This is a genomic window from Paenibacillus sp. OK003 (assembly GCF_900109515.1).
Classification (GTDB): Bacteria; Bacillota; Bacilli; order Paenibacillales; family Paenibacillaceae; genus Paenibacillus; species Paenibacillus marchantiae.
In genome coordinates this window covers 71671-98077 of sequence record NZ_FOBD01000008.1, presented here as the reverse complement: position 1 = coordinate 98077, position 26407 = coordinate 71671, and the positions used below count along the sequence as shown (strand labels likewise).

General features: G+C 48.2%; 29 protein-coding genes. 22 read left to right on the top strand and 7 right to left on the bottom strand.

The window, feature by feature from the left end:
- Positions 1-64: 64 nt before the first annotated feature.
- A complete protein-coding gene (locus BMW94_RS14015; protein WP_090999242.1) occupies positions 65-553 on the bottom strand; it encodes a GAF domain-containing protein in 489 nt (162 codons plus the stop codon).
- A gap of 186 nt (positions 554-739) precedes the next feature.
- Between BMW94_RS14015 and BMW94_RS14010 the strand changes: the two genes are divergently transcribed.
- From BMW94_RS14010 to BMW94_RS13990, 5 genes are all read left to right on the top strand, one after another.
- Positions 740-1036, top strand: a complete 297-nt coding sequence (locus BMW94_RS14010) for a hypothetical protein (protein ID WP_090999241.1) — start codon at positions 740-742, stop codon at positions 1034-1036.
- A gap of 201 nt (positions 1037-1237) precedes the next feature.
- On the top strand, positions 1238-1810 hold the full coding sequence (locus BMW94_RS14005; RefSeq protein WP_090999239.1) for a GNAT family N-acetyltransferase: 573 nt from the start codon (positions 1238-1240) through the stop codon (positions 1808-1810).
- A 119-nt stretch (positions 1811-1929) separates the two neighbouring features.
- Entirely contained in the window at positions 1930-3438 is a 1509-nt protein-coding gene (locus BMW94_RS14000) for an MDR family MFS transporter (RefSeq protein ID WP_254790244.1), read from the top strand.
- A gap of 127 nt (positions 3439-3565) precedes the next feature.
- The gene (locus BMW94_RS13995) at positions 3566-4054 is read left to right on the top strand and encodes a hypothetical protein (RefSeq protein WP_090999235.1); all 489 of its coding nucleotides are present in this window, start codon (positions 3566-3568) and stop codon (positions 4052-4054) included.
- Between the two features lie 31 nt (positions 4055-4085).
- Positions 4086-4271 (top strand): hypothetical protein, encoded by a 186-nt coding sequence (locus tag BMW94_RS13990; protein WP_175480690.1) that lies wholly within the window; start codon positions 4086-4088, stop codon positions 4269-4271.
- 80 nt (positions 4272-4351) lie between these two features.
- Here the strand turns inward: BMW94_RS13990 and BMW94_RS13985 are convergent, their stop codons facing one another.
- Positions 4352-4813 carry a MarR family winged helix-turn-helix transcriptional regulator gene (locus BMW94_RS13985; protein ID WP_090999231.1) on the bottom strand — a complete coding sequence of 154 codons (462 nt, stop codon included), beginning with the start codon at positions 4811-4813 and terminating at the stop codon, positions 4352-4354.
- Positions 4814-5104: 291 nt separating this feature from the next.
- Between BMW94_RS13985 and BMW94_RS13980 the strand changes: the two genes are divergently transcribed.
- Positions 5105-6439 carry an MFS transporter gene (locus BMW94_RS13980; protein ID WP_254790236.1) on the top strand — a complete coding sequence of 445 codons (1335 nt, stop codon included), beginning with the start codon at positions 5105-5107 and terminating at the stop codon, positions 6437-6439.
- An 89-nt stretch (positions 6440-6528) separates the two neighbouring features.
- On the opposite strand, the gene BMW94_RS13975 is transcribed toward BMW94_RS13980, so the two are convergent.
- Both BMW94_RS13975 and BMW94_RS13970 read right to left on the bottom strand, forming a co-directional pair.
- Positions 6529-6921, bottom strand: a complete 393-nt coding sequence (locus BMW94_RS13975; RefSeq protein WP_090999227.1) for a type II toxin-antitoxin system death-on-curing family toxin — start codon at positions 6919-6921, stop codon at positions 6529-6531.
- A 2-nt stretch (positions 6922-6923) separates the two neighbouring features.
- Complete coding sequence (locus tag BMW94_RS13970) at positions 6924-7217, bottom strand: AbrB/MazE/SpoVT family DNA-binding domain-containing protein (protein WP_090999225.1); 294 nt, start codon at positions 7215-7217, stop codon at positions 6924-6926.
- Between the two features lie 206 nt (positions 7218-7423).
- On the opposite strand from BMW94_RS13970, the gene BMW94_RS13965 reads away from it, so the two are divergent.
- The 3 genes from BMW94_RS13965 to BMW94_RS13955 all read left to right on the top strand — a co-directional run bounded on the left by BMW94_RS13965 (position 7424) and on the right by BMW94_RS13955 (position 9923).
- Positions 7424-8155 (top strand): ABC transporter ATP-binding protein, encoded by a 732-nt coding sequence (locus BMW94_RS13965; protein WP_090999223.1) that lies wholly within the window; start codon positions 7424-7426, stop codon positions 8153-8155.
- An 18-nt stretch (positions 8156-8173) separates the two neighbouring features.
- Complete coding sequence (locus BMW94_RS13960; RefSeq protein ID WP_090999221.1) at positions 8174-9424, top strand: ABC transporter permease; 1251 nt, start codon at positions 8174-8176, stop codon at positions 9422-9424.
- Positions 9425-9539: 115 nt separating this feature from the next.
- Positions 9540-9923 (top strand): hypothetical protein, encoded by a 384-nt coding sequence (locus BMW94_RS13955; protein ID WP_090999219.1) that lies wholly within the window; start codon positions 9540-9542, stop codon positions 9921-9923.
- Positions 9924-10101: 178 nt separating this feature from the next.
- On the opposite strand, the gene BMW94_RS13950 is transcribed toward BMW94_RS13955, so the two are convergent.
- Positions 10102-11367, bottom strand: a complete 1266-nt coding sequence (locus tag BMW94_RS13950; RefSeq protein WP_090999217.1) for a BaiN/RdsA family NAD(P)/FAD-dependent oxidoreductase — start codon at positions 11365-11367, stop codon at positions 10102-10104.
- Between the two features lie 169 nt (positions 11368-11536).
- On the opposite strand from BMW94_RS13950, the gene BMW94_RS13945 reads away from it, so the two are divergent.
- From BMW94_RS13945 to nadE, 3 genes are all read left to right on the top strand, one after another.
- Complete coding sequence (locus tag BMW94_RS13945; RefSeq protein WP_090999214.1) at positions 11537-13258, top strand: two-component system sensor histidine kinase NtrB; 1722 nt, start codon at positions 11537-11539, stop codon at positions 13256-13258.
- 168 nt (positions 13259-13426) lie between these two features.
- Positions 13427-13861: a BrxA/BrxB family bacilliredoxin gene (locus tag BMW94_RS13940; protein WP_090904280.1), complete on the top strand. Its 435-nt coding sequence runs from the start codon at positions 13427-13429 to the stop codon at positions 13859-13861.
- A 127-nt stretch (positions 13862-13988) separates the two neighbouring features.
- Positions 13989-14798 (top strand): ammonia-dependent NAD(+) synthetase, encoded by an 810-nt coding sequence (gene nadE, locus BMW94_RS13935; protein ID WP_063567821.1) that lies wholly within the window; start codon positions 13989-13991, stop codon positions 14796-14798.
- Between the two features lie 94 nt (positions 14799-14892).
- Here the strand turns inward: nadE and BMW94_RS13930 are convergent, their stop codons facing one another.
- Complete coding sequence (locus tag BMW94_RS13930; protein ID WP_090999211.1) at positions 14893-15708, bottom strand: alpha/beta hydrolase family protein; 816 nt, start codon at positions 15706-15708, stop codon at positions 14893-14895.
- Positions 15709-15893: 185 nt separating this feature from the next.
- Here BMW94_RS13930 and acpS point away from each other — a divergent pair, with 185 nt between their 5' ends.
- Positions 15894-16313 carry a holo-ACP synthase gene (acpS, locus tag BMW94_RS13925; protein ID WP_090999209.1) on the top strand — a complete coding sequence of 140 codons (420 nt, stop codon included), beginning with the start codon at positions 15894-15896 and terminating at the stop codon, positions 16311-16313.
- Positions 16314-16368: 55 nt separating this feature from the next.
- Positions 16369-17733 carry an A/G-specific adenine glycosylase gene (mutY, locus tag BMW94_RS13920; RefSeq protein WP_090999207.1) on the top strand — a complete coding sequence of 455 codons (1365 nt, stop codon included), beginning with the start codon at positions 16369-16371 and terminating at the stop codon, positions 17731-17733.
- 310 nt (positions 17734-18043) lie between these two features.
- Here mutY and BMW94_RS13915 read toward each other — a convergent pair whose 3' ends face one another.
- Complete coding sequence (locus BMW94_RS13915; RefSeq protein ID WP_024632995.1) at positions 18044-18655, bottom strand: superoxide dismutase; 612 nt, start codon at positions 18653-18655, stop codon at positions 18044-18046.
- A 535-nt stretch (positions 18656-19190) separates the two neighbouring features.
- Here BMW94_RS13915 and BMW94_RS13910 point away from each other — a divergent pair.
- From BMW94_RS13910 to BMW94_RS13875, 8 genes are all read left to right on the top strand, one after another.
- Positions 19191-19616 carry a GNAT family N-acetyltransferase gene (locus BMW94_RS13910; protein WP_024632996.1) on the top strand — a complete coding sequence of 142 codons (426 nt, stop codon included), beginning with the start codon at positions 19191-19193 and terminating at the stop codon, positions 19614-19616.
- A 480-nt stretch (positions 19617-20096) separates the two neighbouring features.
- Positions 20097-20642: a signal peptidase I gene (gene lepB / locus BMW94_RS13905; protein ID WP_254790243.1), complete on the top strand. Its 546-nt coding sequence runs from the start codon at positions 20097-20099 to the stop codon at positions 20640-20642.
- A gap of 178 nt (positions 20643-20820) precedes the next feature.
- Entirely contained in the window at positions 20821-22662 is a 1842-nt protein-coding gene (queG, locus tag BMW94_RS13900) for a tRNA epoxyqueuosine(34) reductase QueG (protein WP_090999204.1), read from the top strand.
- A 15-nt stretch (positions 22663-22677) separates the two neighbouring features.
- Positions 22678-23709 (top strand): HD-GYP domain-containing protein, encoded by a 1032-nt coding sequence (locus BMW94_RS13895; protein ID WP_090999203.1) that lies wholly within the window; start codon positions 22678-22680, stop codon positions 23707-23709.
- A gap of 224 nt (positions 23710-23933) precedes the next feature.
- Positions 23934-24197: a YneF family protein gene (locus BMW94_RS13890; protein ID WP_076290490.1), complete on the top strand. Its 264-nt coding sequence runs from the start codon at positions 23934-23936 to the stop codon at positions 24195-24197.
- Positions 24198-24276: 79 nt separating this feature from the next.
- The gene (gene folE / locus BMW94_RS13885) at positions 24277-24870 is read left to right on the top strand and encodes a GTP cyclohydrolase I FolE (RefSeq protein ID WP_063568443.1); all 594 of its coding nucleotides are present in this window, start codon (positions 24277-24279) and stop codon (positions 24868-24870) included.
- 253 nt (positions 24871-25123) lie between these two features.
- Positions 25124-25978 (top strand): lipoate--protein ligase family protein, encoded by an 855-nt coding sequence (locus BMW94_RS13880; RefSeq protein WP_090999201.1) that lies wholly within the window; start codon positions 25124-25126, stop codon positions 25976-25978.
- A gap of 70 nt (positions 25979-26048) precedes the next feature.
- Entirely contained in the window at positions 26049-26273 is a 225-nt protein-coding gene (locus BMW94_RS13875) for a hypothetical protein (protein ID WP_053779639.1), read from the top strand.
- The last annotated feature ends 134 nt before the right edge of the window (positions 26274-26407 follow it).

Genomic DNA, 26407 nt, shown 5'->3' with positions numbered 1-26407 from the left:
TGTTATTGCAGTTCATCGTAAGGCCGATGAACTCTCCATCGGCTTAAGACGGTACTTCAGGCAGTTAGGATAATTCCAGCTGCTCTGTAATCAGGCTTACCGCCTTTTCCAGGAAGACACGGTCTTCATCGTCAAAACGGTTTTTGAGCGGGCTGTCAATGTCGAGCACCCCGTACAATTCGCCGTTTTTGATAATGGGTACAACGATTTCGCTGTTCGATGCGGCATCACAGGCGATATGGCCCGGAAAGGCATGAACATCTTCAACGACCATCGTACGTCGTTCCGCAGCAGAAGTGCCGCATACACCGCGTCCAAGTGGAATACGGATGCAGGCAGGCAATCCCTGGAATGGACCGAGTACAAGTTCTTTTCCATCATACAGATAGAATCCGACCCAATTGGTGTCGGTCATAAATACATTGAGCAACGCCGCAGCGTTTGCCAGATTGGCAATATCGCTAGGTTCATCGCGGATCAGAGCACTTAACTGTCCCAGGACGGCGGTTTGCTGCTCGCTTCGTGTTCCTTCATAAGAAACAGCTTGAAACATGATGAATCACCCTCCCGAGCAAAAATGGTACTTATTTTCAAGATAGTGCAGAGCCTGCGGTTAGTCAAGCGGAGGATTTCGGAAAGGGCAGGTCAGGCATGAATATTCCTCCTGTTTCTCATCTTCCTGGGTGGGGTAAATACTTAGCAACCACGGCGGGCTACAACCCGGGAAGGAGCTTGGCTTATGCATGCAGAGGTACAGAATCTTTTTGTACGAATTCATCTTCTATATTTAGCTCAAAATCAGGATTTAACTGTTAGCGACGCATTGCCTCTATTGGAAGAACGGGGGTATCGCGTTGGAGAACGGGAGATCAAGCAGGAGCTTGAGCATCTGACACAGGAAAACTTCCTGACCGCCCATGGAGATGGGTGGAGCCTTACCGGGACTGGCATTGAGGAATTTAAGGAAATCATAGCCGTGTTCGGCCGGGTTAGTGAGGAATTGCTGGGGACGGGCAAGAAGACGTCTACAGCCTGAACTTAAATTTGGATAAGGTATGTATCCCGAAATAGGATGCAAACTTGAGTTGATCCATATGTACAACAAGACCGGGAGCGGAAGTGGCCCGGTTTTTTGACGTGATCATGATGACTGAACAGTTGCCATTCGGTGCAGGTTATGGTTAGATGGCTATTGAATATGAGGTCTTTGGAATAGATCGGATCGGAGAGTCTTTACATGTATAAATGCAAAGGGAGAATTCCCGAACTAGAGACAGGGCGGTTGCGTCTGCGCAAAATGCGCCGCCGGGATGCGGCTCAGATGTTCGCTTGCTGGTCAGACCGGGAAGTGACCCGTTATATGAATTTGGCGCCCATGATCGGGACAAGTGAGGCTGCGGATATGATTGGGCTGTTGAACCATATGGCAGGAGAAGAGGAGGCGATTCGCTGGGGGATTGAGCTCAAGGAAACGGGCCAGCTCATCGGAAGTTGCGGATATAACACTTGGCAACTTGAAGGCGCATTCCGTGGGGAGATCGGTTATGAACTGGGACGCGACTACTGGCGACACGGTTATATGACGGAGGCTTTCTCGGCATTGCTGCCCTTCGGTTATGAAACCATGGGGCTCAATCGGATTGAAGCGCTGGTTGATCCGCGTAATCTCGCTTCGGGAGAGTTTCTGACGAACCGCGGCTTCACGCGGGAAGGCCTGCTGCGTCAGGTGCAGCATACGTCTACAGGATATAAGGATATGGTGATGTATTCCCTGTTGTACGATGAGTTTTTGCGTAAGAGAGATAAATAAAAATCTGGGGATAACAGCGATCGAAAGGTTGTTCTGGTTCGTAGTGGGCTGTGTAAATCAATGTTCCAATTATATAGAGAATTGAAGAGAGAAGGGTTTGTGTGAATACAACCGGAGGTTTGAACCGCAGTTTCATCCTGACGGGATTGCTGCTGGCGACTTTTTTGTCTGCAATCGAAGGTACCGTCATTGGTCCCGCAGGGCCGACCATTGTCAGTGAGCTGGGAAGTGTACAGCTGTTGAGCTGGATTTTTACTGCTTATCTGTTAACGATGGCTGTGAGCACGCCGATTTTTGGCAAAATCAGTGATCTATACGGACGAAAGCCAGTATTTCTGATTGGCTGTGCCTTATTCTTACTGGGTTCGCTTCTTTGCTGCCTTTCGCAGAACATGGAGCAACTGATTATTTTTCGAGCGATTCAAGGGATTGGTGCAGGTGCGGTTGTGCCTGTTACGTTTACAATTATTGGTGACATCTACCGCATTGAAGAACGAGGCGAAATACAGGGCTGGATCAGCTCTGTGTGGGGCATTTCATCTCTGGCCGGACCGCTGCTTGGCGGGTATTTCGTAGACAATCTGGGCTGGCAGTGGATCTTTGGGTTCAATTTGCCGTTCGGACTGCTGGCGATGTGGTTTGTATTCCGTTATTTGAAGGAAGAAATGTCTCCGCGTACCGCGAAAATTGACTATATGGGTGCGTTGACCTTTACCGTCGGTATCACAGCATTGCTCTTTGTATTGTCCGCGGGTGGACAGTATTATGCCTGGAGTTCTCCTATTATTGTGGGACTGAGTATCGTAGCTGTTTTGTTTATGATTTTATTTTTTGTGGTGGAAAAAAGAGCCCAGGCCCCGATGGTCCCTCTCCATCTATTCCGTATTCGGGACATCCGGGTGGCGAACATCGCCGGACTACTGACCAGTACCCTGATGATTGGCTTAACCAGTTATTTGCCACTATGGGTGCAGGGGGTTCGGGGCGGTAACGCGACTGAATCGGGATTGCTGCTTGCACCGATGTCTGTTGGCTGGCTGATCGGTAGTGTACTTGCTGGCCGTCTACTAATGAAAATTGGATCACGCTTAACAGCGGTGATTGGATTAACCGGGATTGCCATTGGATCGGGAGGACTCTTTCTGGTCGGTGGAACATCACCCCAAGCCGTACTGTTTATTTTGACCTTTATTTACGGACTCGGCTTCGGATTCGCTTTTACAATATTCACGATCATTTCACAGTCGTCGGTTGGGTATAAAGAGCGTGGATCTTCCACGGCGCTACATACCTTTATGCGTACGCTTGGACAAACCATTGGTGCAGCAGCCTTCGGCACATGGTTAAATTACCGAATTTCAACGTTGTCGAGCGAACAGCATCTGGCAGAGGCGGGCATCTCGGATGGGGACCTGAATCAACTGCTTGCTCCGCATACGGATGCCGCTCTGTCAGATGACAAATGGGCGCTACTGCGTAACGTGTTGGAAGGAAGTCTGCATTCCTTGTTTGTCATCATGTTTGTCATTGCCATTATCTCATGGGTGACGACACTGGCCTTGCGCAAACGGCTAATCGTTCCCGAAGATGCAGATGCTCCGCCGCAAGCACAAGCTTCAGGGAATTAAACGAATTAAACGAAGTGAAAAGAACAATCATTGGATTAAGGCAGCTGTTTCTCAGCTGCTTTTTTGTTATTATTTTCTAGAACGGATTATCTATAATTTACAATAGTGGAATGGGAGGCGAGTTAAGATGAGTAAGCAATCCCTGCAATCGTACTGGTATGTGCCCTTTCCAATCAAGCTGCTGGCAGTCCTTATGACTTGCACTTCACTTTCCATCGTTGTCGGACTCATGCAATATGTTCCTTTGGCAGAACGAGCAGAAGATACATATTACTATCCCTTCTGGTATACATTGATCATAAGCACTCTTATCAATTTGGCTGTTCTTCTGTTTCTGATCCTGCCTTTATCGCTATTTGTGGACGGTGTGCTTGCCTCTCTGAAAATGAACAGGCCTGTATCCAAGGTAATATGTACGATCGTAGCTTATTTTCTTCTTGGTGCAGGAATTGCGTTGTTGTTCTCCATCTTTGTGTACAGAATGCATGCCTTTCAGACTGCTGGCCCTTATCAATACGTAATCATAACAACGTTTGTTTTTTTACTGTGGCAATCAGGTCTGGGATGGATCTTGAATAGATCACGTAAGCAGAAGCAGCAGACCAGCACAGGATAATATAGATATCTCATTTGGAGTAGGGGTGAGGATGATGTTTCCCAATAATCTCAATTCGTCCAAGGAAGATGAAGCCAAGAGCAAGTACGAAGAGACTCAGAGGGAGATTGAGGGTCACAGCCGCTCAGGTCTGTCCAGTTACATTGTGGATTTGCTCATTGCAGGTGGATTGGTTGTCGCTGCCCTCACGGTGTTGATGTGGATTCTGTACCTTTGATTAACAATATGAATAACCGGTACCGCCTATTCAGGCGAACCGGTTATTTTTAGTTCGGATTAGGTGATATGGGGCTGGCCTTAGCCGTTTGCGGACAAACGATCCGCACCGAGTGCAAGCCTTTCCAACAGATCAGAGAGCAATGTCTTATCATCCTCGCTCAGACCGCTGACAGCACGATCTATTTTGTGTGCGTAGCCTGGATAGATGTCATCCATCGTACGCTGGCCTTCCTCGGTCAATTCCACGAAAATGATGCGTCTGTCCTGCGGACAGTGTTTTCGATGCAAAAGTCCCTTTTGCTCCAGCTTGTCAATGACATAAGTGACATTTCCGCTCTGCAGCAGAAGCTGTGCACCGACTTGTTGAATGGGCTGTGCTCCTTTCATGTATAACACTTCGAGCACCCCGTAAGCGGTTGGGTTGAAGCCATGCATTTTACTTCCGGATACAGCGTGTTCATTCACGCTCTTAAATGTCTGGGCCAAGGTGCGGTACAGATGAAGAGAACGTTCGGTTCCGATTTCCTGTAATTCCAGCATACTGATCCCGCCTTTTCAGATTTATTGGAGTTGATGAATTTACATTTGACGATTCAAAGGTTCGCCATATTTCTATTGTAAGCATCTGTTTGCACGAAAAACATGCGATATGTCACAAGATTTGCATTTTTAGCAATTAAAATTTAATCATTTTTCGTATTGTCAGCATTCAGTACTGGAAAAATCATCCTGAAGGCGCCGCGGCTTCTCCGTCTCTGGCAGGAGGTGAAGGCACAGCCTGCTCTCTATAATAAATTCATATCATGAATGGGTTGAGGGCGGAGGAGAAAAATGATGACAAGTGGATTAGCGATGAAGGAACGAAGACCCCTGAAGCACAATCGATCTTTTATCACTTTGATGGCTGCGCAGGCCATCTCCAATTTGGGAGACTGGCTGCACCTGCTGGCGATCCTTACGCTGGTGGGCATTCGCTGGAATGCTACACCGTGGGAGATTACGTTTACCACGCTCTGTGCAGCGTTGCCTGTCTTGCTTACAGGTCCGTTTGCGGGGGCGCTGGCGGACCGGGTCAATCGCAAGTGGCTGATGATTGGCGCAGACGGTGCGCGAATTGTGATCGTTGGAGGGCTTGTTTTTGCGGATCAAATCTGGCATGTGTATGTATTGCTTGTTCTCAAGTCTTTGTTCGATGTGGTATTCTCACCAGCCAAGAACGGCAAGCTTAAGGAAATTGTGCCGCAGGAGCAATTAAGGCAGGCGGTGTCCATCAGCTCGGTGATTGAACAGATGTCCAAAATCATCGGTCCGGCTCTTGGCGGGTTGTTGGTTGCCGCTTTTGGGATCACCTGGTGCTTCGTGTTGGATTCCGCGTCTTTTCTGATCTCAGGCATTATTTTGCTATGGATTCCTGGAGCGCGGGTGATTCAATCTGTGAATCAGAACGTAGAACAAGTAAGGGAAGAGACAGCAGGCGTTGCTCAAGCGGGTAAAAAAGCTACGTTTTTGAAAGATACAATGGAAGGCATCCGCATGCTCGCATCTCTTCCTCATGTAGGTACTTCTCTAGTCCTGCTTGCCTCAGCCCTTCTGTTTCTGCAATTTGCCGATTCCCAGACGGTAGTCCTGTTCAGACAGCTTCCTGGTATTTCAAGTGATCTGCTCGGATGGTGCGTTGCGGCTAGCGGTGTTGGAACGTTGATTGCAGCAATGAGTGTTCAGAAGTGGAAAAAGGCGGGGCATGTAATCAAGATGGGTCTTGGAACATCATTGATGGGTCTTGTCATTGGTGGAGTAGGAATGATCGTAGGAGTATGGCCGCATGCAGGGCTTGGCGCCAATTTGCTGCTGATATCGTTATTTGCCCTGGCAGGTGTGGGGGTTGGGTTTGCCATTGTTCCGTTCCAAATTCTACTTCAGGAGCAAACGCCTGAATCCATGACGGGGCGTGTGTTTGGAACGGTTGGCAGCATCATGACGGCCAGTAACATCATGGGTCCGGTGGTAGGTGGGTTTCTGGTGACCTCATTCGGAGTTATTCCGGCTTTTATCAGTTCAGGCATTTTGCTGACGCTGCTTGGCGTGATTTATGTAGTGATTCGCAGGCAAAAAAAGAACGTTATGGACGGGAGTCTTACAGCAAACTCCATGGTTACAGGTGATTGAAACAAGTATACAAATATGAGATTTTCACTGTAATATAAAGGAGCAGGGGTTCCGGAACCCCTGCTTTTTTTGTTTATTATAAGATTATGTTACCGCACGACTGAATGGTCCTTTAATATAGTTGCGATGCTTTCAAATGAGTGCGTGCCCTCTGCAATATTGACCATGAACTCTACTGCAAATTGACGTTCCATTTGGAGATGGTAACCATTCAACATCAAAAACGATTTGGTCACGAGATAAGCTGTCCGTTTATTCCCATCATGAAAGCAGTAAATTTTAACTAAGGACTCTAATAAAGCACTAGCCTTATCAAATATAGTAGGATAGGCATCTTCTCCAAACAAAGTTTGTTGGGGTCTATTTACAGCAGAGTCCAACAAAGAATAGTTCTTCACTCCAGCTTGTGCTGTGTCATCCATTCTCTTCATCATAAAATAATGAGCGGCTACAACTTCTTCTATTGAAAGGAATATGATCATGATTAACGATCTCTTAAATCTTGGAGGATGCCCTCATCCTCTTCAAAAACATCAAAAAAAGCTTCAAGTACTTCAGGTCTTACATTTTCAGGTATTTTCAACTGTCTAACTTTTTTGAGTATAATCTCACCTTGACCGTTCTCAATAAATTCAATCTCATCACCTTGTGATACATCGAGCTTATCGATCAAAACCTTTGGCAAGCTAACGCCTAAGCTATTACCCATTTTACCGATCTTACGAGATAAAATTTTCTTCTTAAAATTGTCCTCTTTCATTTGGGCCCCACCATTCATAGTATGTTCCTCCTATAGTATGATCCAACTTAAAAAATGAATACGTAAGTAAGTATAAATGTTAGTACGTTATAACATTATAACATGAATTGCAAATGTAAAATCATTATACAAAAGCTCAAAATGATCAAACAATTCCTCACGAACTCGATTACAATATCAATAAAGAAACGAACAAGCACCTGACAGGACAGGGAGTGAATGATATGGAAATCGCAAACGAAGATACATCCGCACAGGAGTCCATATTGGACGTACATATTACGGAAGCAGGATATGAGGCGGGTCAATCCACGATTAGGAACATCCGATTACACGTGGCGCCGGGGGAACTGGTGGGTATTATCGGACCGAATGGGGCTGGCAAAAGCACGACCATCAAAACATTGCTTGGCCTGCTTGAGCATGCAAAGTATGAAGTAACCATTGGGGGAGATGGGCGCTATGCCTATATCCCGGAACAACCTGTATTTTATGAATACATGACCCTGTGGGAACATCTCGATTTGGCAGCGGCGGCCTATGAGATGGAGGAAGAGGTCTTTGTTGCTAGGGCGGAGGAGATGTTGGTTCGTTTCGGCATGGACCACGTCCGCAATGATCTTCCGGCCAGTTTCTCCAAGGGGATGCGGCAGAAAATGATGCTGATGATCGGCTTCCTGTCCTCGCCGGATGTATATATTGTGGACGAGCCTTTCATCGGACTGGACCCACGCGCAACCAAGGATTTTCTAAAATTGCTGGACGATGAGCGCCGCCGTGGTGCGGGTGTTCTTATGTCAACGCATGTACTGGATACCGCTGAGCGAATCTGTGATCGTTTTATTCTTATTCATTCCGGGCGCTCTGCTGCCGAAGGAACATTGGACGAAATTCGTGCAGCCGCAGATTTGCCGGATGCCTCGTTGTTTGATTGTTTTGACACACTGACATCCTAACCGGGAAGGGGGAGAAAGATGGAGACCTTTCGAGCATACACGCCACTTGGTTTATTTAGACGCAGACGCAAGGAGCACTTCAATGAACAGTTAAAAAACCTGAAACTGGTAGTAGACTGGACGGTATGGGTATACCTGCTTATTCCGGGTCTGCTGTATTTCAGCGGATGGTACGTGAGTTTATGGTCCAAACCACTGCCCTCCTGGGCGACCGGATTAACGCTGCCTACACTGACAGGGCTGATCGACATCATTATGCTTACAGGTGGAATTCTTATATTTGTAGAGGAAGCGGATGTGTTATTCCTGAAGTCGCGGTCGCTATGGATGCGTAATTTGATGAGACAGGGGATCTACCGGGCTTGCTTGCAGCATCTGGGCAAAATGATTGCAATTACGGCGTTGACCTCACCACTATGGTCCCGTGTGTATAACATGTCATTTATCCATATCGCGCTAATAGCGATTTGGTTTGGCGCAGTAGCTTCATTCCAGGTCATTGTACTTCATATGACGAAAGTGCGTTATACCGGATGGAGACGCTGGATTCGCTTGATTCCCTTGGCAGTTGCGATGGGCATAATCACGATTGGGGTAACATCGTGGCTGCATGGACACATCTGGACACTGCTTGCAGGCATCGTGGCTGCAATCCTTCTTCTAATTATGGTTGGCCGAATGAGGCTAGAGATGAAGGGAACCTTTGAGGGTGATGTGCGTGAAGATTTACGAGAACGGCTAAAGTTTACCGCCCTTTTACTGAGTCGATCTGTGACCAAGCCGAAAGCGCCACTCACCCGCACGATCATATTCCGCAAGCAGCGCAAAATGCTGCGTCATCGAACGATCTCTAATCGGACAGCTGAGACGGCATTCAAAGCATTTTTCCGTAACTCCTCGACGATGAAATTGTACTTGCAGCTTGGCGGCCTTTCGATCGCTGCCGTTGCTTTGCCACCTTTTCCGGTCAATGTAATCGTATGTGGCTTATTAGTTATCATGTTGAGCGTACTCTTTTATCGCTCCTGGGAGGTATTTGCAACCTCGGAGTATGTTCAGCTCGTATCCTACGATTCGGAGGCGTTAAATCGCGCAGGTCTGACCATGGTACGAATGTTATTCGTTCCGCTGGGGATTTTAATAGGATTTTCACTGGGAGCAGCCTGGCTAGGCTGGCTGGAAGGGATCGTGACGGCTGCCGCTGTCGTGGCATTCGGGCTGTTCGTCCTGTCTATAACAGGCTGGATTCGTTACATTCGATCCGGTTAGTTGATATTCTTCCTTGCACAGTAGCATATCAGATGAATTAACTGACCATGCTATAGGAGACGGATCTTACCATTTTGAAAGTAAGGGATCAGCTCTCGCAAGGAGGAAAAAAATCATGATGGATGATAGTGAACTTCAAGTGCATTTCGCAGACAATGCAGCGCTGCTGGCGGCGCAGGCCACACTGGAGGAACTGGGGTATAAGCCATACCAGTCAGGCCCGCTTGAGTTATACGTTCCTACAGATCGCCAGGATACGCAGTCTGCTGTGGAGATCGTACAGTCACACGGTGGAAGTGCGGTGTTTCTTTCCGAAACGGATGGATTGGATCAGTTTCAGAATATATCCATTCCGGCTCATCTTGTGAATGAGGATTGGAATGCAGGTTATGCGAGCGGTGGCCAAGGGAGCAATCCCGAACAGGAGATGTCTAACCGGGATGAAGATCCGACATTCGATGACTCGGTCGATGGTTTCTCGGGCAGTGTGAAGGCGTAAATATAACATGGTCAACGATGCTGCTTGCCATGTAGGTAGCAGTGATTCTGAAATGGCATACATCACAAAAAACCTCGATACCCCACAGAGAGCGGGATGTCGAGGTTTTTTCATGGTCTTAATAACCTTGCGTGATGTGGAACGTGAATCTGTCCATGAACATCATATGTTCAGGTCATTAGCGAGCGTTTTTATACTCTGCAGCATGCATACCAGCCGTGTACCCCGTAGAGAAGGCAGCTGTAATATTATAGCCACCCGTATAGCCATGAATATCCAAAACTTCTCCGCAAAAGAATAGTCCCGGCAGCAGCTTGGATTCCATAGTTTTTGGGTAAATCTCCTTTAAGTGGATTCCCCCGCCAGTAACAAAGGCTTCTTTGAGAGAACGAGTTCCGTCAACGCGGAAGGTAAAATCCTTCATTAACCCCACTAATGTATTTAACATGCCTTTGGGGAAATGGTGGAACGTGAGGTCTTCGCTGATCTCTGCACGCTTCATCATCAATGGAATCATGCGCTCAGGAACCCATGTTTTGAGAATATTTTTGACGGCCTTGCGGGATTCCTGCTCCAGCACCTGCTGAACCTGAGCTTCCAGAGCACCGGGGGACAAATCCGGGAACAGATCAATACTCATCGTGACCTGGGGGTTCCCCGATTTCATTTGCACCTTGCGAATGAACTGGCTGCAACGAAGCGCGATCGGTCCTGATACGCCGAAATGGGTGAAGATCATATCTCCGCGATGAGAGATGACCGATTTTCCTTTGGCATCTAGAACAGATAATCCAACATCGCGCAGGGACAAGCCCTGTAGTTCTTTGGATTGAATCCAGCTCTCACCAGACACAATCGGCACTTCCGTCGGATACAGCTCTGTAATCGTATGTCCAGCCGCTTCAGCCCAAGGATAGCCATCCCCGGTTGATCCGGTTTGGGGGACTGATTTGCCTCCGGTAGCGATAATAACAGAGCGTGCAAGTACCGTTGTGCCAGAAGCCAGCTTCACGCCCTGCACGTGTTGACCGTTCTGAATTAATTCCTTAACCGGCTGTTTGGTGCGAATCTCTACCCCAAGGGAAACGATTTTGCCTACCAACGCATCAACGACCGTTTTGGCTTTATCGGTTACCGGGAACATTCTCCCGTTATCCTCCTCTTTCAGGGCAATACCGAGATTTTCAAAAAAACGCATAATTCCCTGATTGTCCAGATTCTGAAATGAACTATATAAAAAGCGTCCATTGCCCGGAATATGCCGGATCAGTTCATCCGTTTCTTTGGCATTGGTCACATTGCAGCGACCGCCGCCAGAGATCCCGAGTTTGCGGCCGAGTTGATCTCCTTTATCCAGCAGAAGCACCGAGGCTCCATGCTCGGCAGCAGCAACACAGGCCATGAGGCCCGCAGATCCACCACCAATTACAATGACATCATACATGCGTTTTTACCCTCTTTTTTCATTGATTTTGTCTGTTTTCCGAAAAAGCTGTCTACTCTTGCCTGATTATGAAACAATACAAATGTATTAGCAGTTCTTTTATGCAGTCTTAAGGGATATATTGTAATATACTGTCGCCTATGTTTTAATCAGAAATACATGAGGGAATGTGCAGGCAGAGGAGGGAGATGGCATTGTGGTTGCGTTGAAGGACATTCTTTTACAAATACTGCTTGCAGGAGCTGCGGTATTCCTGATTCCATTATTGCACTTGGGGCTGTCCAAGCAAGCGGTCGCCAAGGCAGGATATCATAGGATGGTACAGACCAGTTTTGCCGCAACCAGTGTGGTGAGCATGTTGCTATGTCTGCTTTTTGCCCACTATGGGAGTCCGGTGTCAGTTCCCATCTCCTTGGGCATTGTGCCCCTGACGCTAGTCATATTGTATTGCAGGCCTCGCATTGGTCTAACGCTGTCTCTTCTCCAGATAGTCTTCTATTTTCTGTTTGCGCATCCCTATAATCTGTACGGATTTCTACTTCAAACAGGCATCCTTCTCTATCCTATTGTATGGTTGTCAGCCAAACGATTCAAGCATTATACACGTTCACGCAAAATAGGAACAGTTATCGCCTTAATAACGGCAGAGCTGGTTGTTGCCAGTATACTGTATATTCCATCCATGGAAAGCCAACCAACCTTCTCAATAGTACAGTGGGGATTGATAGCTTTTGGATATACGATCGGTGCAGTCCTTGCCGGAAGTCTTAGTATGCTCTGGATTGAACAGATGCAGCATCACCGGGGGCTTGAGCAACATTTGTCCGAAGTTCATCATAGATACATAGCCGAAACGGAAAAGCTTAACCAAATTCTGAATGCCGTTCCTTTATCCATCGCAACCGTAGATAAGGAAGGGACTGTGCAGTTCGTCAATGATACGATGGAGCAAACGGCGCGGGATCAACTGCCTTGTACAACCACACCGGATTTGATTGGGCAACCTGCAAGTCAGTTTGTTGAACAAGCCCAGGCAGACAAGATGGAGAGCAGTATACGTAAAGCCATTGTTCATGGAGAAGTGAGTGGACTGACGGTGCGTTACGGTTCAAACGTATTCCAATCCCGGACCGTTCCCATCTACGCGTACTCAGCAGAACTGCCAAGAGAGGCTATCGGAGCCATGTTGATCATTCAGGATATCACTGAACTAGAAATGCTGCGAAGCGAGCTGGATAATGTGGATCGCCTCAGTCTTGTCGGCCAGATGGCTGCAAGTATTACCCATGAAGTACGGAATCCGATGGCGGTTGTGCGTGGGTTTCTTCAATTAATGCAGGAAAAGAGTCCGGAGTCCCTGGATCACTATTACCGGATCGTTCTGGAGGAGCTTGACCGGGCGAATAGCATTATTAATGATTTTCTGTCATTGGCTCAGAATCGAATTGCTGAGAAAGAAGAATCCCAGCTGCATGATATCATCCATGAACTAAGTCCTTTGTTATGGGCGGATGCGAATTTGCGAGGTCAGAGTATTGAATTTATGCTGGATCACAATGTGCCGAAGCTGCATCTGAATTCAAAGGAAATCAAACAAGTGGTGCTTAATCTGGCTCGTAACGGGATGGAAGCCATGAATGAAAAAGGGGTACTTACACTTGAGACCCGGTTGGTGGATGACACTGTAGAGCTGTGTGTGCGAGATACAGGCCCAGGCATTCCTAGAGTGAAGCAGGAGAAGCTGTTCGAACCTTTTTTTACGACTAAGGCCAAAGGAACCGGATTGGGATTATCCATGTGTCTGAGCATTGTCGAACGACATAACGGAACCATCACCATCGAATCGGAGGAAGGCCAGGGTACAACGTTCAAAGTTGCATTTCAACGCTGAACTTCAAGCATGTTTTGCCAAGGAATGAGACATAATATTGAAGGAGAAGCCTTTCCGCAGGCGGTGTTTGAACCTTGCTTTCATTGATTAGGGATGTATAATAGGAATAGCACAAAAGCATTTAATTTTTGAAATAATAGAACTTACATGTTTAAGGAGTGAAACCGAATGTCTATGTCATTTGATCAATACATGAAAGATATGGTTCAACCGATGCGGGATGATCTGACTCGTTTGGGAATTCAGGAGCTGCGTACTCCAGAAGAAGTTGAAGCAAGTTTGCCGGATGCCAAAGGTACCGCTCTGGTTGTCATTAACTCGGTTTGCGGATGTGCCGCAGGTCAATGCCGCCCAGGTGTATCCCAAGCACTCCAGCATGATATTACACCAGACCACCTGTACACGGTATTTGCCGGTCAGGACAAAGAAGCTACAGCGAAAGCTCGTGAATACTTTGCACCGTATCCTCCATCCTCACCTTCCATCGCTCTGATGAAAGACGGAGAACTCGTTCACTTTATTGAGCGTCATCAAGTGGAAGACCGTTCTGCGGAGGAAATTGCGGCTGAGCTCACAAGTGCGTTTGACCGTTTCTGCCGTTAATTAGCTCAAAGTGCGCCCCGCCCTTCGGATGACCGATGCCGGGGCGTTTCATTTTGGTTATTGAACCATTCGGACCTTTCAAAGTGGACATCAAATTTCATTAATTTAGAAACGGGGTGTGTGTACGATGAGTTTGCAACAACAGATCATCGCTGAATTGAAGGTTAAACCAAGTATTAATGAAGAAGAGGAAGTGCGCAAGCGCGTTGACTTTCTCAAAACCTATGTGAAAAATGCCAATTCCAAAGGATTGCTAATTGCAATCAGTGGCGGGATTGACAGTGCTGTAGCTACGGCGCTTTGCAAAAAAGCAACGGATGAGCTTACAGCAGAAGAGAATAAGGAATACAAAACGCTGGGTGTATTCCAACCTTACGGTGAACAATCGGACATTGACCACAGCTATGCTGTGGCAAAAGCCTATGACCTGAAGCATGTAGTAGAAACCAACATCGAAGATGCAGTTAACGAGATCGCACTGGAAGTGGAGCAAGGATTCAAATCCATGGGCAGCCCGCGTCATATGACTCACCAAGGCAAAGGGAACGTGAAAGCGAGAACCCGTATGGTGATGCAATATGCTCTGTCCTTTGAGGAAAACCTGCTGGTTGTCGGAACTGACCATGCCTCTGAAGCCATCACGGGCTTTTACACCAAATGGGGTGACGGCGCCGTGGATATTACACCACTGAGCAGCCTGAACAAACGTCAAGTGCGTCAGCTGGCTGCGTATTTGAACGTGCCACAGGCCATTTTGGACAAGGCCCCATCAGCAGGACTCTGGGAAGGCCAGACCGATGAAGATGAACTGGGCATTTCGTATGAAGCGAACAGTGACTATCTGGAAGGCAAACAGATTGATCCAGCTGCACAGGAACGTCTGGAAGCATTCTACACGCGTACCCATCACAAACGCAATGCCATTCCTGGCATCTAATATGGTTTGCAAGCATGCTATGATATGGGCAATGCAAGCATCTGAACAGCAAAGAGTCACTGCATAAGGCAGCGACTCTTTTTGTTATGCAGGACTAGATAGTCCATATTTCAATCTGGCGAAGTGTTTCGGCGATCGCCTGCTCAAGCTGCGGTGTCGATTCTTTGAATGGATGCACAGTGTTAAAAGTATGATTTCCCCCGGGGATCTGGTGCCACGGGATATCCGGGCGAGCTTGGACCAGTGCGGCCGAGCCGTCACGCAGCCGTGTGCCATCCTCTGTTCCTTGAATAAGTGCCACACGCAGAGGGGAAGAAGCCAAGCGATCAATGATGGCGTAACGCTCCTTATGCTTGTCCAGGTCTTCCAGAATGGACATGTCCAGAGGCATCTGCTGACCGGTTCGCCCGTTCGTGACATGGCTGCGGCCCTGTGTGCGCATTTCTTCTTTTTGCTCCGGGGTAAAGAGATCCAGGTTCGTTACACCGTTCCAGGAGAGTACGCCTGCAATCTGTTCGGGGTGATCCAGCGCGTACACGAGGCTTACGCCTGCACCTCGGCTATGTCCAAGTAGAAATACCGGCAGTTCGTTAAGTTCACGCTGTGTGGACACATAATCAAGCAGTGTTGCCAAGTCGGCAAGCTCCCGGCTGTACGTATTGACTGCAAACTTTTCAAGTTCAGAAAATTGCTCCAGATCTTCTCCAACTCCGTTGTGAGAGAAATTGAAGGTCAGGACGTGATAGTTCTCGCTTAGCTGCGATGCAGCGTAGGGGAACATGCCCCAGTCTTTGAAGCCTTTGTAACCGTGAGCCAGGATAATGATTCCTTGGGCGGGTCGCCGTGCGGTGAATATATTTCCGCGAATGACGGCATCTCCGCCAGCAGGCAGTTCAAATGCTGTAGACATATCTATTCCTCCTAAAGTTTCATCTATTCCTGATTCATATTTTAACATAAATGGTAATGTGGACGAAGGTACTCGCATCCGTGCGCGCCTCCTGCTACAATAGAATACGTGTTCGGATAAGATACGGATCAGATGACCGAATGGAGATCGTTAACAGCATAAAAGGTTAAGCGGGTGAAGCGTTGATGATATATGGCATTGGAAACGACATACTGGAGATTGGGCGTATGCGCAGGCTGTTGTCAGGTCAACATGCCGAAGCGTTTATGAAGCGGATTTTGACGCATGCAGAGCGGGAGATTGCGGATCATCGGGGAAAACGGATGGTAGAGTTTGTATCCGGCCGATTCGCAGCAAAGGAAGCGGTATCCAAGGCATTTGGCAGCGGCATTGGGAGCATGATGAGTTTTACCGACATTGAAGTGCTGCCTGATGCGAAAGGACGTCCCGTTGCCACACTGTCTGATGAAGCATGGGAACGACTGCAATTGCCATACGGCAAGCAGTATGATATTCATTTGAGTATTACGCACCAGACGGAGCTGGCTGCGGCCTTTGCTATTGTAGAGCAGATGGGGAAGACATTGCCTGAATCTGAACAGTAACAATGTGGGAGAACGTGTGAAGAATGTAAGCATGGTAACAGGAGAGGACGGGAATATGGGTTTATTGGAACAGAAACTACATTTCAGCGTGAATTTGCTGGATTGGTATATGGTCAACAGACGGGATTTGCCGTGGCGTCGCCACAACAATCCTTATTTCACGTGGGTATCGGAAATTATGCTGCAACAGACTCGGGTGGATACGGTGATCCCGTATTTCAACCGTTTTATTGGGAATTTTCCGACTGTACAGGCTCTGGCTGAAGCACCGGAAGAAGAGGTCTTGAAAAATTGGGAGGGACTCGGATATTATTCGCGTGCCCGCAATCTTCAGGCAGCAGCCAGACAAGTCATGGAGCTGCACGGTGGGGAGATGCCGCAGGACAAGCAGGCAGTCTTTGCGTTAAAAGGGGTGGGCCCGTATACAGCCGGGGCCATTCTCAGCATTGCCTTCAACCAGCCGCAGCCAGCGGTGGATGGCAATGTGATGCGGGTCCTGTCCCGATACTTCCTCATTGATGAGGACATTATGAAGGGCAGCACCCGGGTGTTGATGGAAGAGCTCGCAGGAGAGCTCATTCCGGAAGGGCGTGCGCGTGATTTCAATCAGGCGCTGATGGAGCTTGGCGCGCTGGTGTGCACGCCCAAAGCGCCGCACTGCCTAACTTGCCCGGTCATGGAGCGATGTTCCGGCCGCATCGCCGGACGAGAGCTTACGCTGCCGGTCAAGACCAAGGCGAAGCCGCCGCGCCCTGAGCAGCGGCTGGTCGCCATTGTGGAGGGCCGCGGTGCTCATCGCGGCCGTGTGCTTGTGCGCCAGCGCCCAGCGACGGGCCTATTGGCCCGTATGTGGGAGCTGCCGCATGTGCTGGCGGCGCCCGCCGCAGCCGGCAAGGCGGCGGGGCCGCTGGCAGATGAGCCGGCCATGGCTTTGCTGGCCGGCAGTCTGTGGGCGGAAGGCTTCGCTGCCCGCCCGGAAGGGCTGGCTACCCATGCGGAGCATGTGTTCAGCCACATTGTCTGGAGCCTGCAGGTGTACAAGTGTACCGAGCAGGACCAGAGTAACGAGCTTCCGCTGATCGCTGCGGAAGCCAGAGCCGCCTACGATGCACAGGCGGCAACAAGGGAGGGCACAGCCGCATCATCAGCTGTGTCACCTGAGTCAGCCACATCGCATTCATCGGAGCTGGGCACTCCTCATGCACAGAACATCTCAACATCGCTTAACGATGGAGAGCTGCTCGCACCATCTGACGTTAGTGACCAGGCGCTGAGCACGCTGACACTGATAGGTAAAGGCGATGGCCTGACTTATCGCTGGATTGGTCCGGAAGATATGGACAAGATGGCATTCCCGAACATATTCCTGAAGCTGATCAGCAGTTATTTTGCCGGTGCGTATAATCAAGTGAATGATTAAATGGGGAGCTAACGAACTCCAGAAGTTTTATCATGTGGATAAACCACAATTGTTAAATTCTAACGAACCTGAGTGACGTTATCATAGCCAAATCAATCCAAAAGTGCGTATCAAAGCCCGTATTTGGGGAAATAGCTACTCTGAGATTCATTAGGTTTGCGATACGATGAAATATGGATCAATAGCGTGTCCTTGATTCGTTAGAAACAAAACACCCATTAACTATAACTATAGCAAAAAGAGAGCCTGATCACGGTCACGATGACCGAATCAGGCTCTCTTTTATGTTAACTGTTGCATGCCAGCAGTCTTATTTCGCTGCAGCGTAACGTTTGTTTACTTCGTCCCAGTTGATTACATTCCAGAAAGCACCGATGTAGTCAGGGCGTTTGTTTTGATATTTCAGGTAGTAAGCGTGCTCCCATACATCCAGACCCAGAACCGGAGTCAGACCTTCGAAGAGAGGGCTGTCTTGGTTAGGTGTGCTAGTGATGGACAATTTGCCATCTTTACCAACTACGAGCCAAGCCCAACCGGAACCGAAACGAGTTGTAGCTGCTTTTGCAAAATCTTCTTTGAATTTGTCAAAGCCACCCAGTTCGCTATCGATTGCTGCTGCGATGTCGCCAGTAGGTGCGCCGCCGCCGTTAGGTCCGATGATTTCCCAGAACAGGCTGTGGTTAGCATGTCCGCCACCATTGTTGCGAACCGCTGTGCGGATACCTTCAGGTACGCTGTCGAGGTTAGCAATCAGATCTTCCAAGCTTTTACCTTGCAGTTCAGGAGCGCTTTCCAGAGCTGCGTTCAGGTTCGTTACGTAAGTATTGTGATGGCGATCGTGGTGGATTTCCATCGTTTGCGCATCGATATGTGGTTCCAGTGCGTCGTTAGCGTAAGGAAGTGCTGGTAATTGAAAAGTCATAGTGAAATACCTCCTGAGATTTTTGAATTTTTGTAGGTCAGCATTTTGCATAATTCAATTCGAATCGCTTCCGGGACAAGTTCTAGACGAATAGGTTTACTTCGATCTATATCTTGCTGAGTGAAAGTCGCTCACAGGATTTATGCAAATTGCCCAGGTACCTATGTAATAATACCCTTGTCACTAATATTAAACCGCATTCGGGCTAATTAAGCAACATTTTTGTTTATTAAGTCCCCCCAGATGTTAATCCATTCATGGGTCAGAGATAACAAACATATTTTACCCATTATGAAACTATTTATGTGATTTTAGGTGTTTAAATAGACGAAAAGTTTAATGTTCGGATGTAAACGGTTACAATTAAGCGCTTTCAAAAGAAAATGCGTGTTTTATGGCGTAAAGTATGGTTTAATTGACGAAGAAGCGGTATTTTCTCGTTTTTTGTCATTATATGAACATTGGGTTTTTGGTAAAAAGGGGAGCCCCTTTTTGTAAAACCTCATCTAAGCTAACGAAAAGGGAGATTTAAGACATGCACGTTCGTTCCTTTCAGTTGAGTGATGCAAGCCAGATGACAGAGCTTCTCCAGGTTGCACTATCGGAAGAGTGTTATGAGAACACGATGGGCCCGTTTGCCCGTCAATTGTCATGGGATTCTGACCTGATCATGGTTGCGGAAGAAGAGGGAGACCTCGTCGGCGCTTTGATTGGTACGATTGACCACAACCAGGGATGCATCTATCGTATTGCGGTCCATCCAGACTATCGTCGCCGCGGAGTCGGCAAAAAACTTGTCGAGGCCATGGAACAAAGGTTCCAGCAGCGTAAAGTCAGTCAAATATGGGTGGCGGGTGATGAGCACAACAAAGTGGCCATGCCTCTTTATGAAGCAATGGGTTACGGTGCCAATCAGATTATGAGCGCTTTCCAGAAACTTAGTATCTTGTCCAAAGCTTAGTTTGCATGGTTAAAAAGAAATATAAACAGATTTTCATTTTATATTAGGCGTATCTTTCAGCGTGTAACAACGTGAGGGATATGCCTTTCTATTTATATGGGTGCTATTCACCGATTATTCCCCTTTTTTCGCCACTTCTGAACGCCATTTCATTTAACTTAATCCCTGGTTTAACTGTTTTAATCCCGTTGTTATTCACCCTTCAAGTTGTGTTGGTGCTCATAACCAATTGTTTCACCCTTGCAAATGAAGTAGAATTAAAGGATTATGATCACTCGATTTTGGTAATATCAGAACATATATGCACGGAAAGCCAGCTTCTTAATATTTCAAGAAAAACGTTCACTATACACGGTCTGTCATCCTTGAAAGTATGTCGATCGACGTTTTTCTTTACAATTTTGTAAATGAGGTGTCTTTTTGAACTCCAACAATCTTTCAACGGAGCATGTGGCTTCCAAGGAACGAAACAGTCCGGGAGTGCCTGATCAACCGGGAAAATCCTGGGGTGCAGAGCTTTGGGACTGGGTGAAAACGATAGTGATTGCTTTTGTAATCATGATGCTGTTGAACCTGTTTGTATTTAATCTTTCGATGGTCAAAGGTCAATCGATGCAGCCCACGCTGGTTGAGCAGGACCGTTTGTTTGTGAATAAAATTGTATACGACTTTGGGACACCGTCCCGATCGGATGTTATTGTACTTCGTGATCCAAGCGAAGGTGTGGAGAAAAAAGATTTTCTGGTCAAACGGATTGTCGGACTTCCCGGTGATACGGTTGAAGTACGGGATCATCATCTGTTCGTGAATGGGGAGCAGCAAGCGGAAACGTACACGGATACGGAGGTTCAGGACCCTGATTTTGGACCGATTACGCTGGAAGCGGATCATTACTTTGTGATGGGAGATAACCGTCATGAAGGCAAGAGCAAGGATAGCCGTGTGTTTGGCAGCATTACATCCAGTGAAATTGTAGGCAGGGCGGAGTTTATTTTTTGGCCGTTCTCGGAAATTAAAAAACTGTAAAATGTTAGCAGGACAAGGACAACAACTTCACGCTGCATTTTGCGTTAAACGATATAGACTCGGTTTCTTTCTAGCTCCGGTATGTCCGACTTGTATATCGAAATCAGCGCCTGTCCTCCCACCTGAGGCGGGCGTTCACTATTTACGGAATTAGCGTGGAAGAAGAGAGGGAATAGATATGACGAGTGTACAGACCGGAGCAGCAAAGGCAGCAGCTGTATGGGAGAAGTTAAAACAAGAGATTAAGGCAGCTGCTCCCGAGATGGGTATTGATGATATAGGATTCGCTTCGGCAGAACCATTCGTGACCTTGAAATCCATTCTGGAGCAACATCGGGCGAAAGGATTCGAGTCCGGATTTGAGGAGCCTGATATTGAGAAAAGGGTGCGTCCCGAACTAAAAGATGGAGAGCCTGCTTCGCTCATTGCCATTGCCGTGGCTTATCCATCGAAGATGGTCAATCCGCCAAAGTCGGAGCCCGGTGCATACCGTGGTATTCTGGCTCGTTCCGCCTGGGGGCAGGATTATCACCAAGTCCTGCGTGCAGCGATGGACAAGCTGGTTAACTTTATACGTGAGCGCGTACCTGAAGCCATGATTGAGAGTATGGTAGACACGGGGGCGTTGGTGGACCGTGCTGTTTCCCAGCGTGCGGGGATAGGATTCAGTGCCAAGAACTGTGCCATTATATCGCCCAAATTCGGTTCATGGATCTTTCTCGGCGAACTGGTCACGAATATTCCGTTTCAGCCAGATAACCCGGTGACCGAGGATTGTGGTGAATGTACGAAGTGTATTGATGCCTGTCCAACAGGAGCATTAGTGGGGCCGGGACAACTGAATGCACAGCGCTGCATTTCATTTGTGACCCAGACGAAAGGCTTCGTGGATGAAGAGTTTATGCTGAAAATTGGCAACCGTCTGTACGGTTGTGATACCTGTCAGATTGTCTGTCCGAAGAATCGGGGTAAAAACTGGGACCACCATCCTGAGTTCCATCCCGATCCGGAGATAGTAAAACCTTTGCTGATACCGCTGCTTGACATCGGTAACCGTGAATTCAAAGAGCGATTTGGCCAAAGCTCCGCCGCTTGGCGGGGCAAGAAGCCAATCCAGCGCAACGCCGTAATTGCCCTCGGCAATTTCAAAGACAAAACCGCTGTACCGAAACTAACGGAGGTACTGAAGCGTGATCCGCGTCCCGAGCTGCGGGGAACTGCAGCTTGGGCGCTGAGCAGAATTGGAGGAGAAGACGCAATGAGAGCCATTGGGGAAGCTGCCGCTAACGAACAAGATGGGAACGTGCTAAGCATGCTGCAGAAGGCCAAGGAACGACTGAGTTCGTCCGAGACCTTACCCGATAAGCCTCAGGCAGAGCTAAAGAGCAACGATAAGCCTGAGGATCAGAAGGAACAGAATAAGGCACCCGAACAGGAAAGTGGGCAGACGACAGAGCCTGCCAAACCGGAAGCTGCAGCATGGAAACCATCAGCCGTAACAGGTCTTCATGGTACGCCGGTATATTACGATGAGGTGCTGACACCGATCGGCACACTAACGCTCTGTGCCACGGATAAGGGCCTGTGTCACATTGATTTCGGTGCATTCCATGTGCGCGAGGCGCATCTGCAACAATGGGCCCGTACATGGATTGGCGAATATCGATATGAGAAAAATGAAGAGAAGCTGAGTGAAGCTGCACAGCAGTTGAAGCAGTATTTTGCAGGAGAACGAAAAGCGTTTGAACTGAAGCTCGATTTGTTTGGAACACCATTCCAGCTACAAGTATGGCAAGTTCTGTCCGATATATCTTATGGAGAGGCCTCAACACACCAACAGGTTGCGGAAATCATCGGCAGACCCAAAGCTGTTCGAGCAGTTCTGGATGCCATTAGTAAAAATCCGATTCCGATTATTATTCCCTGTCACCGCATCAGCGGTAAAGACGGAACCCTGGTGGGTTATGTAGGCGGGCTGCAAACCAAAGAGCAATTGCTCACATTGGAACAGCAAGCGTAAGAGCGGGGGACGTTCATGAAGTATGTTAACGTGGAGAGTGTGGAGGCGGGGGAGCTTCTGGGGAAAACCATATATTCCGGCAATGGCACGGTATTGCTGTCTGCCGGAGTCCAGCTCACCGTATTTATGGTCAATACGCTGAAGCGTATTGGCGTGACCATGCTGTACATCCAGGATGAAGCGTATAAAGATGTGGATACAGAAGACATTCTGGATGAAGCCACGAAAAAGGCAGTAATTAATGAAATGAGTGTTACACTCGATTCTATTCGTTCCGGGAAGGACTGGAGCCCGAAGAAGGTCGCCATCAGCATAGATAAATTGTTGAACGATGTTCTGAATGGGCGTGAACTGCTTGTCCAGCTCACAGATATTCGGACCAAAGATAACGCACAGTATGTTCACGCCATGAATGTATGTTTGCTGTCTTCTGTCATTGGTCTGAATCTGGGGCTTAACTATGTGCAGCTCAAGGATCTGGCCGTCGGAGCCCTATTACATGACATCGGCAAAGTGGGGGAGCCGCCCGGCAGCGGTTCAGCAGCGAATTCCTCCCTGCATCACACGTGGAGAGGGTTTGAGTTGATCAAGTCCAAACGGGAGTTCAATCTGCTTGTGGCACATACGGCTCTGCAGCATCATGAGCATGTGGATGGTACGGGACTGCCGAGAGGGATCAAGGGAAAAGACATTCATCTGTTCGCCAGAATCGTCAGTGCAGCTAACACGTATGATAATCTGATCAATGGCCTGTCGGGTCGAAGGTTGCTGCCACATGAAGCCTGTGAAGAGATGATGGCGATGTCAGGCACGAAGCTGGATCGTGACATTCTGATCGAATTCAACCGGAGTGTATCCGTTTATCCGAATGGAACAGCAGTTCGATTGTCTACCAGAGAGACCGGAGTCATTGTACGTCAGCATCGGGGTTTGCCCGGCAGGCCGGTCATTCGGGTAGCACGTGGCAGTACACGTTATGATCTGGATGTGATCGAAGTGGATCTGGCTCAACATACAACCGTTTTCATAGAGGCGGTGTTGATGTAACGTATACGGATGTCTCCTGAGAGATTTACTGAATGTTTTCGATCTGTTTTCTGGATGTTAAATTCAGTAGATAGCTGGAAAATCCGTTTGCTCAAGGCGTGCGGAAATGCTATGATAACTTTCAGGAAATCCGGTGCGTGTCATGTTTGCATCGTGAGCGTTTAACATCATGTGCTGACACGGATCATCAGGCTTTTTAGATTGCATACAGAGGTGTCTAAGAGATGGAAATAGCAATACCGATTATTACATTGATTGTTGGTCTGGTCGGAGGATTTTTCATTGGGGTATACTACTTGCGGAAACAGCTTGAGAAAATGCAAAGCGATCCCGACATGCTCCAGAAGATGGCGAAGCAAATGGGGTATAACCTGAATGGCAAGCAAATGCAGCGCGCTCAGCAGATGATGAAGAACCAGCAGCCTGGTGCGAAGATGCCTCAGCCGCAACAACATCCTGCGCGTAAAAACTCGGGCCGCCGAAAATAATAGCAGTGAGCGAGCATTTTGCAAAATGCTGGAGCGAATGACTGCTTAGAGTATGTGGTTCGAAAGGAGGCGTTCGGCAGTGGCTGGCGTTAAAGATTATTTGAATTCAAAAGTATCCGACAATCGGGAGAAGATCGAGTATCACATTGAACAGATCTTGCAATTGATCGGTGAGGATAGTACGCGGGAAGGGCTGCTTGAAACGCCTGCACGCGTAACCCGGATGTATGAAGAGATTTTTGGCGGGTATGAAGTGGACCCGCGCGATGTACTTGGAGTGACGTTTGACGAGAATCATGAAGAACTGGTCATTGTGAAGGACATTGTCTATTACAGCCAATGTGAACACCATATGGCGCCTTTCTTCGGCAAGGTGCACATTGGTTATGTACCGAGTGGCAAGATTGTGGGATTGAGCAAAATGGCCCGTCTGGTGGAGGCAGTTACCCGCCGCCTGCAGGTTCAGGAGCGCATTACCTCACAGATTGCCGATATTCTGACTGAAGCGGTAGAGCCGAACGGTGTCATGGTTGTCGTGGAAGGCGAGCACTTGTGCATGTGTTCCCGCGGCGTGAAGAAGCCGGGCAGTAAGACGGTTACATCTGCGGTACGTGGTTCTTTCCGTGACAATCCGGCACAGCGTGCCGAGTTCCTGTCTCTGATGAAAGATTAAGATCGGCTCATTCCACTCGATGGACAAGCCAGAAGCATTGAATCCTTTGGCACCATCATGTTGTTTCCATTCGGCAATTTGCTGGATCTGAAATGGCAGTATAGATGCTTGTGCCAATGGAAGCTTTCATAAATAAGCCGTGTTCCCTGGGGAACCGGCTTATTTATATATTACTTTTGCATTCATGGGGATACATAAGGATCACGTAATTATTTCAATTCATCCAGATTAGTTTAGTCGGAGGCTATCTTATATGAGTGTACCGTCCAATTCAGATCAACCCGGATCCCCGGGAATAAAGCAGCAGATGCAGCTGGATCATTCATTGCGTCTACAGATTTGGGAGACACCGCTGCTGCGGCACGGGAGCAGTGTGCTTGAAGCATTTGCTTGGGAAGAAGTCATGTGCCGCCGGGTGGGAGAGGGTCAGTTGCCCGTTGCTCATATATGGCGGCATCCAGATGCCTTTGTAGCAGGGCTGCGGGATCGGAGGCTGCCACAGGCGGTAGAAGCGATGGAACGCATTAGAAGCCAGGGAACAGCGGTCTGCGTTCGTCCATCCGGTGGTGCAGCAGTTCCCTTGAATCCAGGGGTGGTTAACGTTTCTTTAATTTTGCCCAACCCTGGACGAGCCATCAATATACACGATGATTTTCGGGAGATGGCCTCACTGATTGCTGAATCGCTAACACCGTGGTCGAGTCAGGCACGCACGGGGGAGATTGAAGGCGCCTTCTGTCCTGGCGATTATGATGTCAGCGTGGGTGGACTGAAATTCTGTGGTATTGCCCAGCGCAGGCAGGCTAAGGCTTATATCATTACGGCCTTTATCATCGTGGAAGGACAAGGGGACCAACTGGCAGCAGACGTGCGTAAGTTCTATCAGGACGCAGCAGACGGTGCCAGCGAAGGGTATCCGGATGTTCGACCCGGAACGATGGCGAGTTTGCAGGAACTGGCAGGTGTCCCTTCTGCCGCGGCGTATACAGCCTCGCTGGTACGTACACTGCGTCAGCGTTTTACCCAAGCGGAGACGAGCCGTGTGTTGACCGTGGATCGGGAAGCCGTCATACGGACGGCTGAGCAGATGAAACTGCGTTACGATTAGGCTCACAAGCTTGGACTTGGAATTGGGTAATAGAGATGATATGATTTGATTTCGGAAGGAGAGTGCCTACATGGAAACTTTAAGATATACGTACTTATATGAGGTCATTTCAACAGGCGAAAAGTCTGAATTCAGCCAAATGGCTACAAGCAAGGAAGAAGCAGCTGCCCTGATCGTTGCACGTATCGCTGATCTTGAATTTACAGGTGAAGAAGATATCAAGCTGGGCGATCTGATCGCAATTAGCAAACAGGTTGGCGACAACTATGTTGCCTGTGAGGGCTGCGCGTCTTAAGGTAAACGCTCTGCACAGTGGTTCTCAAATGATAAGTAAGTCTCTAGTATAGAGGCTTGCTTTTTTTGTATCTGCATTTGGATTATTCGATTCAGGCGTGCCTCGCTGAACAATAATTGCACGGAAAGAAATAT

Bases quoted from the DNA above. Each gene is read 5' to 3' on its own strand.
- BMW94_RS13980 (WP_254790236.1), top strand. From the start codon at position 5,105: ATGATGACAAGTGGATTAGCGATGAAGGAACGAAGACCCCTGAAGCAC.
- BMW94_RS14005 (WP_090999239.1), top strand. From the start codon at position 1,238: ATGTATAAATGCAAAGGGAGAATTCCCGAACTAGAGACAGGGCGGTTG.
- BMW94_RS13890 (WP_076290490.1), top strand. From the start codon at position 23,934: ATGGAAATAGCAATACCGATTATTACATTGATTGTTGGTCTGGTCGGA.
- BMW94_RS13965 (WP_090999223.1), top strand. From the start codon at position 7,424: ATGGAAATCGCAAACGAAGATACATCCGCACAGGAGTCCATATTGGAC.
- BMW94_RS13975 (WP_090999227.1), bottom strand. From the start codon at position 6,921: ATGATCATATTCCTTTCAATAGAAGAAGTTGTAGCCGCTCATTATTTT.
- BMW94_RS13895 (WP_090999203.1), top strand. From the start codon at position 22,678: ATGAAGTATGTTAACGTGGAGAGTGTGGAGGCGGGGGAGCTTCTGGGG.
- BMW94_RS14015 (WP_090999242.1), bottom strand. From the start codon at position 553: ATGTTTCAAGCTGTTTCTTATGAAGGAACACGAAGCGAGCAGCAAACC.
- BMW94_RS13875 (WP_053779639.1), top strand. From the start codon at position 26,049: ATGGAAACTTTAAGATATACGTACTTATATGAGGTCATTTCAACAGGC.
- BMW94_RS13970 (WP_090999225.1), bottom strand. From the start codon at position 7,217: ATGAATGGTGGGGCCCAAATGAAAGAGGACAATTTTAAGAAGAAAATT.
- BMW94_RS13940 (WP_090904280.1), top strand. From the start codon at position 13,427: ATGTCTATGTCATTTGATCAATACATGAAAGATATGGTTCAACCGATG.
- acpS (WP_090999209.1), top strand. From the start codon at position 15,894: ATGATATATGGCATTGGAAACGACATACTGGAGATTGGGCGTATGCGC.
- BMW94_RS13955 (WP_090999219.1), top strand. From the start codon at position 9,540: ATGATGGATGATAGTGAACTTCAAGTGCATTTCGCAGACAATGCAGCG.
- BMW94_RS13985 (WP_090999231.1), bottom strand. From the start codon at position 4,813: ATGCTGGAATTACAGGAAATCGGAACCGAACGTTCTCTTCATCTGTAC.
- queG (WP_090999204.1), top strand. From the start codon at position 20,821: ATGACGAGTGTACAGACCGGAGCAGCAAAGGCAGCAGCTGTATGGGAG.
- mutY (WP_090999207.1), top strand. From the start codon at position 16,369: ATGGGTTTATTGGAACAGAAACTACATTTCAGCGTGAATTTGCTGGAT.
- BMW94_RS13990 (WP_175480690.1), top strand. From the start codon at position 4,086: ATGATGTTTCCCAATAATCTCAATTCGTCCAAGGAAGATGAAGCCAAG.
- BMW94_RS13995 (WP_090999235.1), top strand. From the start codon at position 3,566: ATGAGTAAGCAATCCCTGCAATCGTACTGGTATGTGCCCTTTCCAATC.
- BMW94_RS14010 (WP_090999241.1), top strand. From the start codon at position 740: ATGCATGCAGAGGTACAGAATCTTTTTGTACGAATTCATCTTCTATAT.
- BMW94_RS13880 (WP_090999201.1), top strand. From the start codon at position 25,124: ATGAGTGTACCGTCCAATTCAGATCAACCCGGATCCCCGGGAATAAAG.
- BMW94_RS13930 (WP_090999211.1), bottom strand. From the start codon at position 15,708: ATGTCTACAGCATTTGAACTGCCTGCTGGCGGAGATGCCGTCATTCGC.
- BMW94_RS13910 (WP_024632996.1), top strand. From the start codon at position 19,191: ATGCACGTTCGTTCCTTTCAGTTGAGTGATGCAAGCCAGATGACAGAG.
- BMW94_RS13950 (WP_090999217.1), bottom strand. From the start codon at position 11,367: ATGTATGATGTCATTGTAATTGGTGGTGGATCTGCGGGCCTCATGGCC.
- BMW94_RS13960 (WP_090999221.1), top strand. From the start codon at position 8,174: ATGGAGACCTTTCGAGCATACACGCCACTTGGTTTATTTAGACGCAGA.
- BMW94_RS13915 (WP_024632995.1), bottom strand. From the start codon at position 18,655: ATGACTTTTCAATTACCAGCACTTCCTTACGCTAACGACGCACTGGAA.
- nadE (WP_063567821.1), top strand. From the start codon at position 13,989: ATGAGTTTGCAACAACAGATCATCGCTGAATTGAAGGTTAAACCAAGT.